Source organism: Mycolicibacter longobardus (genome assembly GCF_002102265.1).
GTDB lineage: Bacteria > Actinomycetota > Actinomycetes > Mycobacteriales > Mycobacteriaceae > Mycobacterium > Mycobacterium longobardum.
Genome location: NZ_LQPG01000008.1, coordinates 135,617 through 148,229, shown reverse-complemented (window position 1 = coordinate 148,229; position 12,613 = coordinate 135,617). Strand labels below are relative to the sequence as shown.

The window sequence follows — 12,613 nt, the reverse complement described above, 5'->3', positions numbered from 1 at the left end:
TCTCCGCTGATGTCGGCTCAGTTCTCCGCCAAGCCCAGCCGCGCCACCAGCCACCGACGCAGGTCCGGACCGTAGTCATCACGGTCCAGGGCAAAGTCAACCGCAGCTTTGAGGTAGCCGCCCGGATTTCCCAGGTCGTGTCGCGAGCCGCGGTGCACCACGACGTGCACGGGATGGCCCTCGGCGATCATCAACGCGATGGCGTCGGTGAGCTGCACCTCGCCGCCGGCCCCCCGGTCGATGCGCCGCAACGCGTCGAACACGGCCCGGTCCAGCACGTAGCGGCCCGCCGCGGCATACATCGACGGGGCGTCTTGAGCCTTCGGCTTCTCGACCATCCCCTTAACCCGCATCACGTCGGGGTTGGCGGCGTCGGGAACCGGCTCGACATCGAAGACCCCGTAGGCACTGACCTCCTCGGGGCTGACCTCGATCGCGCACAGCACGGTGCCGCCCCGTCGGGCACGCACCTTCGACATCGTCTCCAGCACGCCGGTGGGCAGCACCAGGTCGTCGGGAAGCAGCACCGCGACGGAGTCTTCATCGGCGGACAGGGTGGGCTCGACACAGCTGATGGCATGCCCCAGCCCAAGCGGCTCGGCCTGCACCACCGACTCGACCTTGATCAGCTGCGGGGCGCGGCGCACCTTGGCCAGCATCGCCTTCTTGCCGCGCGCCTCCAGCGTGCCCTCCAACACCAGGTCTTCGACGAAGTGCGCAACCACGCCGTCCTTGCCCTCGGAGGTGATGATCACCAGCCGCTCGGCGCCGGCCTCGGCGGCCTCCGCCGCCACCAGCTCGATCCCGGGAGTGTCGACGACGGGCAGCAACTCCTTGGGCACCGTCTTGGTCGCGGGCAGAAAACGGGTGCCCAAACCTGCCGCGGGCACAATGGCGGTGCGCGGAATCGAAACCTTCGGCGTGGGCATTGCTCACACGATAACCGCAATCAACTCCGCCTCCGCCCCTGGCGGTGGGCGAGCCGTTGCTGACAATGTGGAAGCCGTGACCGACGACGCGGTGCTGGCCGCCAAGTCCGCGTTGCGGGCGCGGCTGCTCGCCGCGCGGCGCGCGGTGCCCCCTGAACTGCACGATGCCGAGGCCGCGGCGCTGGCCGCCCACCTGGACCGACTGGCGCACGACACCGGCACGGTCTGCGCCTACGTGCCGGTGGGCAGTGAGCCGGGATCAGCGGTCATGCTGGACGGGCTGGCGCGCCGCGGCGTGCGGGTGCTGCTGCCGGTGGTGCGCACCGAAGACGACGGCACTCCGCTGGCATTGATGTGGGGCGACTACCGGGCCGGATCCCTTGTCACCGCCCGGTTCGGCCTCCTGGAGCCTCCGCAGCCGTGGCTGGCGCCCGACGCGCTGGCCGAGGCGGATCTGATCCTGGTGCCGGCGCTGGCCGTGGACCGCCGGGGCGCGCGGCTGGGCCGCGGCGCCGGCTTCTACGACCGCTCCCTGCAGTTCCGCAGGCCGCAGACCCCGCTGGTCGCGGTCGTGCGCGACGCCGAGCTGCTGCCCGACGACCTGGTGCTGCCGTCGGAGCCCCACGATGTGCCGATGACCCATGCCCTGACCCCGCAGCTCGGCCTGGTGACGCTCGGCACTACCCGCAACGATCCGGAATGACCGAGGCCACATAGCGGTTCTAGCACTTAGCACGGTAGAGTGCTAACCCGATTGTTCGATCCACGGAGGTTTCGCGTGCCCACCTACAGCTACGCCTGCACCGAGTGCAGCAATCGCTTCGACGTGGTCCAAGCCTTCACCGACGACGCACTGACCACCTGCGAGGAGTGCGACGGTCGCCTCCGCAAGATCTTCGGCAAGGTCGGCGTGGTATTCAAAGGCAGCGGCTTCTACCGCACCGACAGCCGGGAGTCCGGCAAGTCGGCTTCCAACGGCAGCAGCGCCACCAAGACCACAGCCTCCGGCGACTCCGGCGGCAGCGAGACCAAGTCGGCCGACAAGTCCTCCGGCGACAGCGGCACCAAGTCGACCGAAACCGCCAAGGCCAGCACCGCCGCTCCGGCGACCACCTCCAGCTAGCCCGTTATCCACAGGCCGACGCGCGGTCGGCGGCCCGCGGTCGGCAGGCCGCTTACCGTGGCGCCATGGGCGAGTCGCTCAACCCCACACTGATCACCCGGATATCGCAGGCGCTGCGGCCGGACTGGGCCCGCACGGTGCTCGCAAGGCGCGTGGTCGCCGGCGCCCTGGTCTTGTTGGCGGGCGTCGCGGCGATCCGCTCCAACCCGCAGGGCGACCAGGTCGAGGTCGTGGTGGCCAGTCGCGATATCGCGCCGGGCACGGCGCTGACCGTCGATGACGTCTCCCTCGAAAGCCGTTCAGCCCAAACGGTTCCCGAGGGTGCCGCCACCGACATGGCATCGGTGCTGCACGCCACGCTGGCGGGCCCGGCACGCCGCGGCGAGATACTCACCGATGTGCGCCTACTGGGCAGCCGGCTTACCGAGGCCGCTGCCGGACCCGGCGCCCGCATCGTGGGCGTGCACCCGGCCGACGCCGCCTTGATCGACTTGGTCCGCCCCGGCGACGTCGTCGACATCGTGACGACCGCCCCGGAAGACCCGGCCGGCCCGCCGGGTGCCCCCAGGGTGGTGGCCGGTGGCGGGATCGTGGTGCTGGTGTCTGACAAGCACAACCATGACGACCGAGTGGTGCTGGTGGCGTTGCCGGCCACCGCCGCCGTGGCGGTGGCCGGCGCCACGCTGGCTCAGGCCGTCACACTCACCCTGCGCTGAGGCGTCAAGCAGCGGTGGCCGGCTGCGTGCTGGCGCAGAACTTGCACTTGGTCGCCTCGGCGGCGATCTCGGACCGGCACTCCGGGCAGGTCTTGGTCGGAGCCGGGTCGCCGAACACGGTGTTGCCCCGGCGCTTCTGGATGTGCTTGTAGGGCAGCACGATGAAGAAGTAGATGGTCGCCATGAACACGATGAAGTAGATGATCGCCGAGATGAACGCGCCGAGGTCGATGAACGTCGCCTCGTTGCCTTCCGCCCCCAGTTGGTAGCCCAGCCCCAGACCGGCGGTGTCCGGCTGAGTGGCCGAGACCAGCGGGTTGATCACCGTTTTGGTGAAGGCCTCGACCAAGTTGGAGAACGCCAGCGCCACCACCAGACCAATGGCGACGGTGATGACGTCATCACGCATCAGAAAATTCTTGAACCCTTTGAACACCTCTGCACCCTTCCGCCGGAAACGATTCGGGCGGCCCCGTACCAGCCCATGCGAACCGTAGCGACCGCGGATGCGGCGGCGCGAGTGATTTCGAGAAGTCGAATCTCAACCGTGATGTGGGGGGACGTTGTCCCGCAACCACCGTTCGCGTTCCTCGGCCTCCCGGACGTCGTCCGAATCACGTTCGTCGGACGACTCCTGGTGCTCGCCGAGTCCGGGCACGGCGGTCAGATCTCCAGGCTGGACAACTGGCCGATGATCGCGGCCGCCAGCGGGTTCAGCGTCGCCATCCCGTCGCGCAAGGCGGCCCGGGACCCGGCCAGGTTGACCACCAGGGTGCTGCCGGAGACCCCGGCCAAACCCCGCGACAACCCGGCGTCGGCGATCCCGGCGGCCAGCCCCGAGGCACGCAGCGCCTCGGCGATGCCCAGGATCTCCCGGTCCAGGATTTCGCGGGTGGCCTCGGGGGCAACATCGCGCGGGGTGACGCCGGTGCCGCCCACCGACACCACCAGGTCGACGCCGCCGATCACCGCCGTGTTCAGCGCGTTGCGGATCTCCACCTCGTCGGCGGCGACGGCGACCACACCGTCGACCATGAACCCGCCCTCGGCCAACAATTCGGTGACCAACGGGCCACTGTGGTCCTCATCGCCGTGCGCGGTGCGGTCATCGACGATGACGATGAGCGCGCGGCCGGCGAGTTCTCGGGACTGCTCCATGGGTGCAACCGTATATCGCCGAATCCCGGCGGGTCAGCGAGGCTCGACGAAGGAGAGGCGAAGCTGGGCCCGCCGCACCAAAACCGCGGGTCAGCGAGGCTCGACGAAGGAGAGACGAAGCTGGGCCCGCCGCACCAAAACCGCGGGTCGGCGAAGCCCGTCTACTGCTGCGCTTTACCCAGGGTGACCTGCGCGGTCTTGGTCGCTCCCCCGGCATCGAGGTAGGTCAGTGTCACCTGGTCGCCGGGCGCCTTGGACCGCACGGCCGCGACCAGTGCGTCGGCGCTGCCGATCGGGCGCTTGTCGAACGCCGTCACCGTGGCACCTTCCGGCAGACCGGCTTTGGCCGCGGCCTCCCCGGGGACCACCTCGACGACCTTGGCTCCGTGCAGACTGCGGTCGCTGGTGACCCGAACCCCCAGCGAGGCGTGCGACGCTGTGTGATCCGGCGAGTTGATGAGTTCGTCGGCGATCCGTTTGGCCTGGTCCACCGGTATCGCGAAGCCCAGGCCGATGGAGCCGCCCTGGGCGTCGGCGACGTCGCCGCCCATCGTCGCGATCGCGGAGTTGATCCCGACCAGGTCACCGTTCATGTTGACCAGTGCCCCGCCCGAGTTGCCCGGGTTGATCGCGGCGTCGGTCTGGATCGCGTCCAGCACGGTGTTCTGATTACCCGTCTCGCCGCTGGTGGAGACGGGCCGGTTGAGGGCGCTGACAATTCCGGTCGTCACCGTGCCCTCCAGGCCGAGCGGGGATCCGACGGCCACCACATGCTGGCCCACCCGCAGGTCCGCCGAGGAGCCGATGGTGATCGGGGTGAGGTCCGAGACGCCCTGGACGCGCACCACGGCGATATCGCTGGCCGGGTCCGCCCCCACCACCGTGAACGGTGCGGTGCGGCCGTCGGCGAACGTCACGGTGGTCTTCGGCGCCGCCTTGGCGGTCGCATCGGCCTTGGCGGCGGCGGCCACCACGTGGTTGTTGGTCAGGATCATCCCGTCGGTCGACAAGACGATGCCGGAACCCTCCTCGGACTGGCGCCCCAGATCGGTCTCCAGCATGACGACGCTGGGCACCACTTTCGCCGCGACCTTCTCGACCGAGCCGTCCGGCAGGCTCACCGCAGCGGGCACGCCGGGCGCCTGCAAGCTCGGCGTATGGCTGTTTGCGGCGGTGGGTTTGTTATCGGAGTGCAGCGCCGAGCCCACCACGCCACCCATCACGCCGGACATCGCCGCGATGGCGACCGCGCCCAGCGCCAGCGCCCCGGTGCGGGGGCGCTGCTGCGGAACGGCACGCGGACCGCCGGGACCACCGGGGGCACCGGGACGGCCGTAGGAGGCGTCGTAGGCGGTGCGATACGTCGGCTGCTGCGGCTGAGCGGGCTGCTGTCCATAGCGCCAGTCGTAGGGCGACGGGTACGGGCCCTGCACACCGCGGCCCGGGTAGCCGGTCTGTCCGCGTTGCTCCGTCGCCGGTGCACCGGGCGGGTTGGACCGTTCCGGTTGCTGAGGCGGCGGGGGGTACCCGGGGTAGTTCGTCATGTTTGTTGTCTACTCCTAGTGACACGAGTGCAGCGAGGTTGCCTCACCACCATGCCTACGTGGACTGAGAACCGCCTGTGATCGCCGCGGCCGGGACCCCGCCCGCGGCTGTGGGCCCACCGGGCAGCACCATCCGGATCGACGTCCCGGGCGGCTGCCCCCCGGGGACGGTGTCGTGGATGGTGATCGTCCCGCCGTGTTTGAGCACCACCTGTTTGACGATCGCCAGGCCGAGCCCGGAGCCGGGCATCGCGCGTGCCTGGTCCGACCGGTAGAAGCGTTCGAACACCAATTCCCGTTGGTTCTCCGGGATTCCCGGCCCCCGATCGGACACCACCATCTCGACGTGTGTCGGGTCGATCTGCCGCATCCGCAGCCCGACCACTCCACCCGCCGGGCTCCACTTGGCGGCGTTGTCGAGCATGTTCAGCACCGCACGCGACAGACCGGCGGCGTCGCCGTACACGTGCCACGGAACCACCTGGATGTCGAACTCGATGTCGTTGCGGCGTCGGCGGACCCGCTCCATGCTGCGGTCGACCACCTCGGTGACATCGACCTGTTCGTAGGCGACCTCGCGTTGGTCGTCGCGGGTGAGATCCACCAAATCACCGACCAGCGTGGACAATTCCTCGATCTGAGCGATCGCGTCGGCACGCAGTTCGGCCATCTCCTCCTCGGGCAGCTGCGGAGCGCCCGGCGCCGCGGACGCCATCAACAGTTCGACGTTGGTGCGCAGCGACGTCAGCGGGGTCTTCAGTTCGTGGCCGGCATCGGCCACCAGTCGGGCCTGCCGTTCCCGCGACTCGGCCAGGGACCGCAGCATCGCGTTGAACGCCTCGGTGAGCCGGGCCAACTCGTCGCTGCCGTAGACCGGGATCGGTCTCAGGTCATCGGTGCGCGCCACGCGTTCGGCCGCTTCGGTCAGCCGGCCCACCGGGCGCAGACCGGCCCTGGTGACCATCCCGCCGGCCACCGCTGCCACCACGACACCGACCCCGCCGACGACGAGCAGCACCCAGCGCAGCTTCATCGTCACCGCCCGGGTGGGCGCCAGGCTCTTGGAGATCAATAGCGTGCTGCCGTTGGGCAGGTGCACGGCCAGTACCCGCTGGCCGGCCGCGGTGCGCCGCGACAAGAACAGTTCGCCGCGGATGACGGCCTTCTCCTGCTGCCCGACCGGCAACCGCTGGCCGGGCTGGTTGGCGGTGTAGATCGACCGGCCCGGGTTGACCAGCATCGCGTTGACGTCGGAGTAGGCGGTGCCCTCGATCGCCTTACGGGGATCGGCGGCCAACGAGCCGCTGGCGATCAGCATCTCGGCGCGACTCTGCAGCTGATTGTCGATGTCGTTGTACAACGCAGCCGAGATGACGGCGTAGACGGCCACGGCCATCAACACCACCACCAATGCCACCATTGACATCGCCAGCAACATCACCCGCCAGCGCAGCGACAGGGACGTGTTTTGCGCCGAATCGTCGTCCTGCCGCCGGCGGAACAACTGCATCAGGGCGGAGTCTCGCGAAGCACGTAACCCACCCCGCGCACGGTGTAGATCAGCCGCGGCTCCCCTTCGGCTTCAGTCTTGCGACGCAGGTACCCGATGTAGACCTCCAGCGCGTTGCCCGAGGTGGGGAAGTCGAAACCCCATACCTCCTCGAGAATGCGGCTGCGGGTGAGCACCCGGCGCGGGTTGGCGATCAGCATCTCCAACAGCGCGAATTCGGTGCGGGTGAGGCTGATCTGCCGATCGCCGCGGGTGACCTCGCGGGTCACCGGGTCCAGGGTCAGGTCCTCGAACGACATCGCCACCGACTCGGACAGGTCCTCGGCCGTGGTACGGCGCAGCAGCGCCCGCATCCGCGCCAGCAGTTCCTCCAGGGCGAACGGCTTGGGCAGGTAGTCGTCGGCACCGGCGTCGAGGCCGGCGACCCGCTCGGAGACCGAGTCGCGGGCGGTCAGCACCAGGATCGGCAGGTCGTCACCGGTGCTGCGCAGCTGGCGGCAGACTTCCAGGCCGTCCAGTCGCGGCATCATGACGTCGAGGATCATCGCGTCCGGACGATCGCTGGTGATGGCCTCGAGTGCCTCGACACCGTCGGTGGCCAGCGAGACGGAGTAACCATTGAACGACAGAGACCTGCGCAGCGACTCACGCACCGCGCGGTCATCATCTACAACCAGTACCCGGGTAGCCATGGGTGCCATCCAATCATTGATGGGCGATCTGGTGGGTAAAGCGCCGCTCGTGTCGGAGGCTTATTAGCGGCGGTCGAGATCAATCAGGCCCAGGCGGGCGGCCTTCAGCAGCCGACGCGGCACCTTGTGCTGGCGCCCGGCGACCGACACGTTGACCAGGCCGGTTGCCTCAGCCTTCCACTGAGCGCGGCGACTGCGAGTGTTCGCACGCGACATCCTGCGTTTCGGCACGGCCATGGTCGAGCCTCTCCTCAAGTTGCATATTGCCGCTAGATACCAGCGGCGGGACTCCCGAAAGGATAGCCGGTGACCAGCGTCGGCTCCAAAATAGCGAATACGGCGGTTCAGCGAGGCTCGACGAAGGAGAGGCGAAGCTGGGACCGCCACAGAGGCCCGGCGTTCCCGAGGGCGGCAACGCACCTTGACGCGACACCGGCGGTACCGGCTAACCTACCGGTTGGTTGAGTGATGGGGATGGGGATGACAGCAGCGGTTCGGATCGGAAACTGTTCGGGCTTCTACGGCGACCGGCATGCCGCCATGTACGAGATGCTCACCGGCGGTGAGCTGGACTATCTCACCGGCGACTACCTGGCCGAACTGACCATGCTGATCCTGGGACGCGACCGGATGAAGCACCCGGAGCGCGGCTACGCCAAGACCTTCCTGACCCAACTCGAGCAGTGCCTCGGGCTGGCCCATCAGCAGGGCGTTCGCATCGTGGCCAACGCGGGCGGACTCAATCCGGCCGGCCTGGCCGACGCGGTCCGCGAGCTGGCGCAGCGACTCGGCATCCCGGCGCGGGTGGCACACGTCGAAGGCGATGACCTGCTCCCCCGCGCCGCCGAGCTCGGGCTGGGCACTCCGCTGACCGCGAACGCCTACCTGGGCGCCTGGGGCATCGCCGAGTGCCTGGCCGGCGGCGCCGACGTGGTGATCACCGGGCGGGTCACCGATGCCTCGGTGATCGTCGGGCCGGCCGCCGCCCACTTCGGCTGGGCCCGCACCGACTACGACCGGCTGGCCGGGGCGGTGGTCGCCGGCCACGTCATCGAGTGCGGCATCCAGGCCAGCGGCGGCAACTACGCCTTCTTCACCGAGATACCGACCGAGCAATTGCTGCACCCCGGTTTCCCGCTCGCGGAGATCCATGCCGACGGATCGTCGGTGATCACCAAGCACCCCGGCACCGGCGGCCTGGTCAGCGTCGACACCGTGACCGCGCAGCTGCTCTACGAGGTGACCGGTGCCCGCTACGCCAATCCCGACGTCACCGCCCGCATCGACAGCATCGAGCTGTCGCCCGACGGCCCGGACCGGGTGCGGATCTCCGGCGTGACCGGCGAGGCGCCGCCGCCCACCTACAAGGTGTCGCTGAACAGCATCGGCGGGTTCCGCAACTCCACCACGTTCGTGCTGACCGGCCTGGACATCGAAGCCAAGGCCGAACTGGTGCGTACTCAGCTGGAGACGGCCATGACCGTCCGGCCGGCCGAGCTGGAGTGGACGTTGGCGCGCACCGATCACCCGGACGCCGACACCGAAGAAACCGCCAGCGCACTGCTGCACTGCGTGGTCCGCGACCCGGACCCGGCCAACGTGGGCCGCAAGTTCTCCGCGGCCGGTATCGAGCTGGCACTGGCCAGCTACCCCGGTTTCTGCGTCACCGCCCCGCCCGGCGACGGCCAGGTCTACGGGGTGTTCACCCCGGGCTACGTCGACGCCACCCAGGTGCCGCACATCGCGGTGCACGCCGACGGCACCCGGGTGGACATCCCGCCCGCGTCCCAGACCCTCGAGCTGGCTCCGGCCGCCGAGCCGGACCTGCCCGAGCCGCTACCGGCGGGCCCCACCCGGCGCGCGCCGCTGGGACTGATCGCCGGCGCCCGCAGCGGCGACAAGGGCGGTTCGGCCAACGTCGGGGCCTGGGTGCGCACCGATGAACAGTGGCGCTGGCTGGCCCACACGCTGACCGTGGAGAAGCTGCGCGAACTGCTGCCCGAGACCGCCGACCTGCCGGTCACCCGACACCTGCTGCCGAAGCTGCGCGCGGTGAACTTCGTCATCGAGGGAATCCTCGGGCAGGGCGTGGCCTACCAGGCCCGGTTCGATCCGCAGGCCAAGGGCCTTGGCGAATGGCTGCGCAGCCGTCATCTCGAGATACCCGAGCGACTGCTACCAGAAGGGACACTGTGAGTATCTGGAACTCCCCCGAACGCGAGGCGCTGCGCAAGACCGTGCGCGGTTTCGTCGAGCGCGAGATCCTTCCGAACGTCGACGAGTGGGAACGTACCGGCGACCTGCCGCGGGAGCTGCACCGCAAGGCCGCCGAGGCCGGCCTGTTGGGCGCGGGCTTCCCCGAAGAGGCCGGCGGCGGTGGCGGCGACGGCGCCGACGCGGTGGTGATCTGCGAGGAGATGCACCAGGCCGGGGCGCCCGGAGGGGTGTTCGCCTCGCTGTTCACCTGCGGTATCGCGGTGCCGCACATGATCGCCTCCGGCGACGCCCGGCTGATTGAGGAGTTCGTCCGCCCCACGCTGGCCGGCGAGAAGATCGGCTCGCTGGCCATCACCGAGCCCGGCGGCGGCTCGGACGTCGGACACCTGCGCACCACGGCCCGCCTCGACGGCGACCACTATGTGGTCAACGGCGCCAAGACCTTCATCACCTCCGCGGTGCGCGCCGACTATGTCGTCACCGCGGTGCGCACCGGTGGCCCCGGCGCGGCCGGGGTGTCACTGCTGGTGGTCGAGAAGGGCACGCCCGGCTTTGAGGTGACCCGCAAGCTGGACAAGATGGGCTGGCGCTCCTCGGACACCGCCGAACTGTCCTACGTCGACGCCCGGGTTCCGGCAGCCAACCTGGTCGGCGCCGAGAACAGCGGCTTCGCCCAGATCGCCGCGGCCTTCGTCTCCGAGCGGGTCGGGCTGGCCGCCCAGGCGTATGCCAGCGCGCAGCGCTGCCTGGAGCTGACCCTGGCCTGGTGCCGCGACCGGGAGACCTTCGGCCGTCCGCTGATCTCCCGGCAGGCCGTGCAGAACACGTTGGCAGAGATGGCCCGCCGCATCGATGTGGCCCGGGTCTACACCCGCCACGTCGTCGAACGGCAGCTGGCCGGCGAGGCCTTCCTCATCCCGGAGGTGTGCTTCGCCAAGAACACCGCGGTGGAGGCCGGTGAGTGGGTGGCCAACCAGGCCGTGCAGCTCTTCGGCGGCATGGGTTATATGGCCGAGTCCGAGGTGGAGCGCCAGTATCGGGATATGCGCATCATCGGTATCGGCGGTGGAACCACCGAGATCCTGACCTCCCTGGCCGCGAAATCCCTAGGTTTCCAGTCATGAGCACCTTGAAATCCACCCTCGATCCAGCCTCCCCGGCCTACACCGAAGCGGCGGAGGCGCTGAACGAGAAGCTCGCCGAGATCGATGCCGAGCACGCCAAGGCACTTGCCGGCGGCGGACCCAAGTACGTGGACCGCCACCATTCCCGCGGCAAGCTCACCGCCCGCGAGCGCATCGAAGCTCTGATCGACGCCGACTCGCCGTTCCTGGAGCTGTGCCCGCTGGCTGCCTGGGGCAGCGCCTTCCAGGTTGGGGCCAGCCTGGTCACCGGGATCGGCGCCGTCGAAGGCGTGGAGTGCATGATCGTCGCGAACGACCCGACGGTCAAGGGCGGCACTTCCAACCCGTGGACGCTGCGCAAGATCCTGCGGGCCAACAAGATCGCTTTGGAGAACCGGCTTCCGGTGATCTCCCTGGTGGAATCCGGCGGAGCGGACCTGCCCACCCAGAAGGAAGTCTTCATCCCCGGCGGCCAGATGTTCCGCGACCTGACTCGACTGTCGGCGGCCGGCATCCCGACCATCGCGCTGGTATTCGGCAACTCCACCGCCGGCGGCGCCTATGTGCCCGGCATGTCCGACCACGTGGTGATGATCAAGGAACGTTCCAAGGTATTCCTGGCCGGGCCGCCGCTGGTGAAGATGGCCACCGGCGAGGAGTCCGATGACGAGTCGCTCGGCGGTGCCGAGATGCACTCGCGCACTTCCGGGTTGGGCGACTATCTCGCCAACGACGAGCTTGACGCGGTGCGGATCGGTCGGCGGATCGTGGCCCGGCTGAACTGGGTCAAACAGGGCCCGAAGCCTCTTCCCGTCGCCGAACCGAAGTACGACGCCGAAGAGCTGATCGGTATCGTGCCGGCCGATCTGCGCATTCCGTTCGACCCCCGCGAAGTGATCGCGCGCATCGTCGACGGTTCGGAGTTCGACGAGTTCAAGGCGGTGTACGGCTCATCGCTGGTGACCGGTTGGGCACGGCTACACGGCTATCCGATCGGCATCCTGGCCAATGCCCGGGGCGTGCTGTTCAGCGAGGAATCCCAGAAGGCCACCCAGTTCATCCAGTTGGCCAACCGCTCCAACACCCCACTGTTGTTCCTGCACAACACCACCGGCTACATGGTGGGCAAGGACTACGAAGAGGGCGGGATGATCAAACACGGCTCGATGATGATCAACGCCGTATCCAATTCGAAGGTGCCGCACATCTCACTGCTGCTGGGCGCCTCCTACGGCGCCGGGCACTACGGCATGTGTGGACGCGCCTACGATCCCCGCTTTCTGTTCGCCTGGCCTTCGGCCAAATCCTCGGTGATGGGCGGAGCACAGCTCGCGGGCGTGCTGTCGATCGTGAACCGGGCAGCCACCGAGGCCCGTGGGCAGCAGGTCGACGAGCAGGCCGACGCCGCCATGCGCGCCATGGTCGAAGGGCAGATCGAAGCCGAGTCGCTGCCGCTCGTGCTGTCGGGGATGCTTTACGACGACGGGGTGATCGACCCGCGCGACACCCGGACGGTATTGGGAATGTGTTTGTCCGCCATCGCCAGTGGCCCGGTCGAGGGGACGTCGAACTTCGGCGTCTTCCGGATGTGAGGACCCCC

At 68.9% G+C, this 12,613-nt stretch carries 13 protein-coding genes; 6 read left to right on the top strand and 7 right to left on the bottom strand.

The window, feature by feature from the left end; translation table 11 throughout:
• Positions 1-17: 17 nt before the first annotated feature.
• Complete coding sequence (locus AWC16_RS03420) at positions 18-929, bottom strand: UTP--glucose-1-phosphate uridylyltransferase (RefSeq protein WP_085263385.1); 912 nt, start codon at positions 927-929, stop codon at positions 18-20.
• 76 nt (positions 930-1,005) lie between these two features.
• Between AWC16_RS03420 and AWC16_RS03415 the strand changes: the two genes are divergently transcribed.
• From AWC16_RS03415 to AWC16_RS03405, 3 genes are all read left to right on the top strand, one after another.
• Positions 1,006-1,632 carry a 5-formyltetrahydrofolate cyclo-ligase gene (locus AWC16_RS03415; RefSeq protein WP_234812108.1) on the top strand — a complete coding sequence of 209 codons (627 nt, stop codon included), beginning with the start codon at positions 1,006-1,008 and terminating at the stop codon, positions 1,630-1,632.
• Between the two features lie 75 nt (positions 1,633-1,707).
• Entirely contained in the window at positions 1,708-2,052 is a 345-nt protein-coding gene (locus tag AWC16_RS03410) for an FmdB family zinc ribbon protein (protein ID WP_085263384.1), read from the top strand.
• A gap of 65 nt (positions 2,053-2,117) precedes the next feature.
• Positions 2,118-2,768 carry an SAF domain-containing protein gene (locus tag AWC16_RS03405; RefSeq protein WP_085263383.1) on the top strand — a complete coding sequence of 217 codons (651 nt, stop codon included), beginning with the start codon at positions 2,118-2,120 and terminating at the stop codon, positions 2,766-2,768.
• A 4-nt stretch (positions 2,769-2,772) separates the two neighbouring features.
• On the opposite strand, the gene AWC16_RS03400 is transcribed toward AWC16_RS03405, so the two are convergent.
• The 6 genes from AWC16_RS03400 to rpmF form a co-directional block, all read right to left on the bottom strand.
• On the bottom strand, positions 2,773-3,204 hold the full coding sequence (locus AWC16_RS03400; RefSeq protein WP_085263382.1) for a large conductance mechanosensitive channel protein MscL: 432 nt from the start codon (positions 3,202-3,204) through the stop codon (positions 2,773-2,775).
• A gap of 227 nt (positions 3,205-3,431) precedes the next feature.
• Positions 3,432-3,926, bottom strand: coding sequence for a MogA/MoaB family molybdenum cofactor biosynthesis protein (locus tag AWC16_RS03395; protein ID WP_085263381.1), 495 nt, complete (start codon positions 3,924-3,926; stop codon positions 3,432-3,434).
• A gap of 161 nt (positions 3,927-4,087) precedes the next feature.
• On the bottom strand, positions 4,088-5,470 hold the full coding sequence (locus AWC16_RS03390; protein ID WP_085263380.1) for a S1C family serine protease: 1,383 nt from the start codon (positions 5,468-5,470) through the stop codon (positions 4,088-4,090).
• A 55-nt stretch (positions 5,471-5,525) separates the two neighbouring features.
• Positions 5,526-6,980 (bottom strand): HAMP domain-containing sensor histidine kinase, encoded by a 1,455-nt coding sequence (locus tag AWC16_RS03385; RefSeq protein ID WP_085263379.1) that lies wholly within the window; start codon positions 6,978-6,980, stop codon positions 5,526-5,528.
• A complete protein-coding gene (locus AWC16_RS03380; protein ID WP_024442851.1) occupies positions 6,980-7,672 on the bottom strand; it encodes a response regulator transcription factor in 693 nt (230 codons plus the stop codon). Before AWC16_RS03380 ends, AWC16_RS03385 begins: the two co-directional genes overlap by 1 nt.
• Positions 7,673-7,735: 63 nt before the next feature.
• Entirely contained in the window at positions 7,736-7,909 is a 174-nt protein-coding gene (gene rpmF / locus AWC16_RS03375; RefSeq protein ID WP_085263378.1) for a 50S ribosomal protein L32, read from the bottom strand.
• Between the two features lie 243 nt (positions 7,910-8,152).
• Between rpmF and AWC16_RS03370 the strand changes: the two genes are divergently transcribed.
• The 3 genes from AWC16_RS03370 to AWC16_RS03360 are packed head-to-tail and all read left to right on the top strand — an operon-like array spanning position 8,153 to position 12,605.
• Positions 8,153-9,868: an acyclic terpene utilization AtuA family protein gene (locus AWC16_RS03370; protein ID WP_109561259.1), complete on the top strand. Its 1,716-nt coding sequence runs from the start codon at positions 8,153-8,155 to the stop codon at positions 9,866-9,868.
• A complete protein-coding gene (locus AWC16_RS03365; protein ID WP_085263376.1) occupies positions 9,865-11,013 on the top strand; it encodes an acyl-CoA dehydrogenase family protein in 1,149 nt (382 codons plus the stop codon). The genes AWC16_RS03370 and AWC16_RS03365 overlap by 4 nt, the downstream gene beginning before the upstream one ends.
• Positions 11,010-12,605, top strand: a complete 1,596-nt coding sequence (locus AWC16_RS03360) for an acyl-CoA carboxylase subunit beta (RefSeq protein WP_085263375.1) — start codon at positions 11,010-11,012, stop codon at positions 12,603-12,605. The genes AWC16_RS03365 and AWC16_RS03360 overlap by 4 nt, the downstream gene beginning before the upstream one ends.
• Positions 12,606-12,613 lie beyond the last annotated feature (8 nt).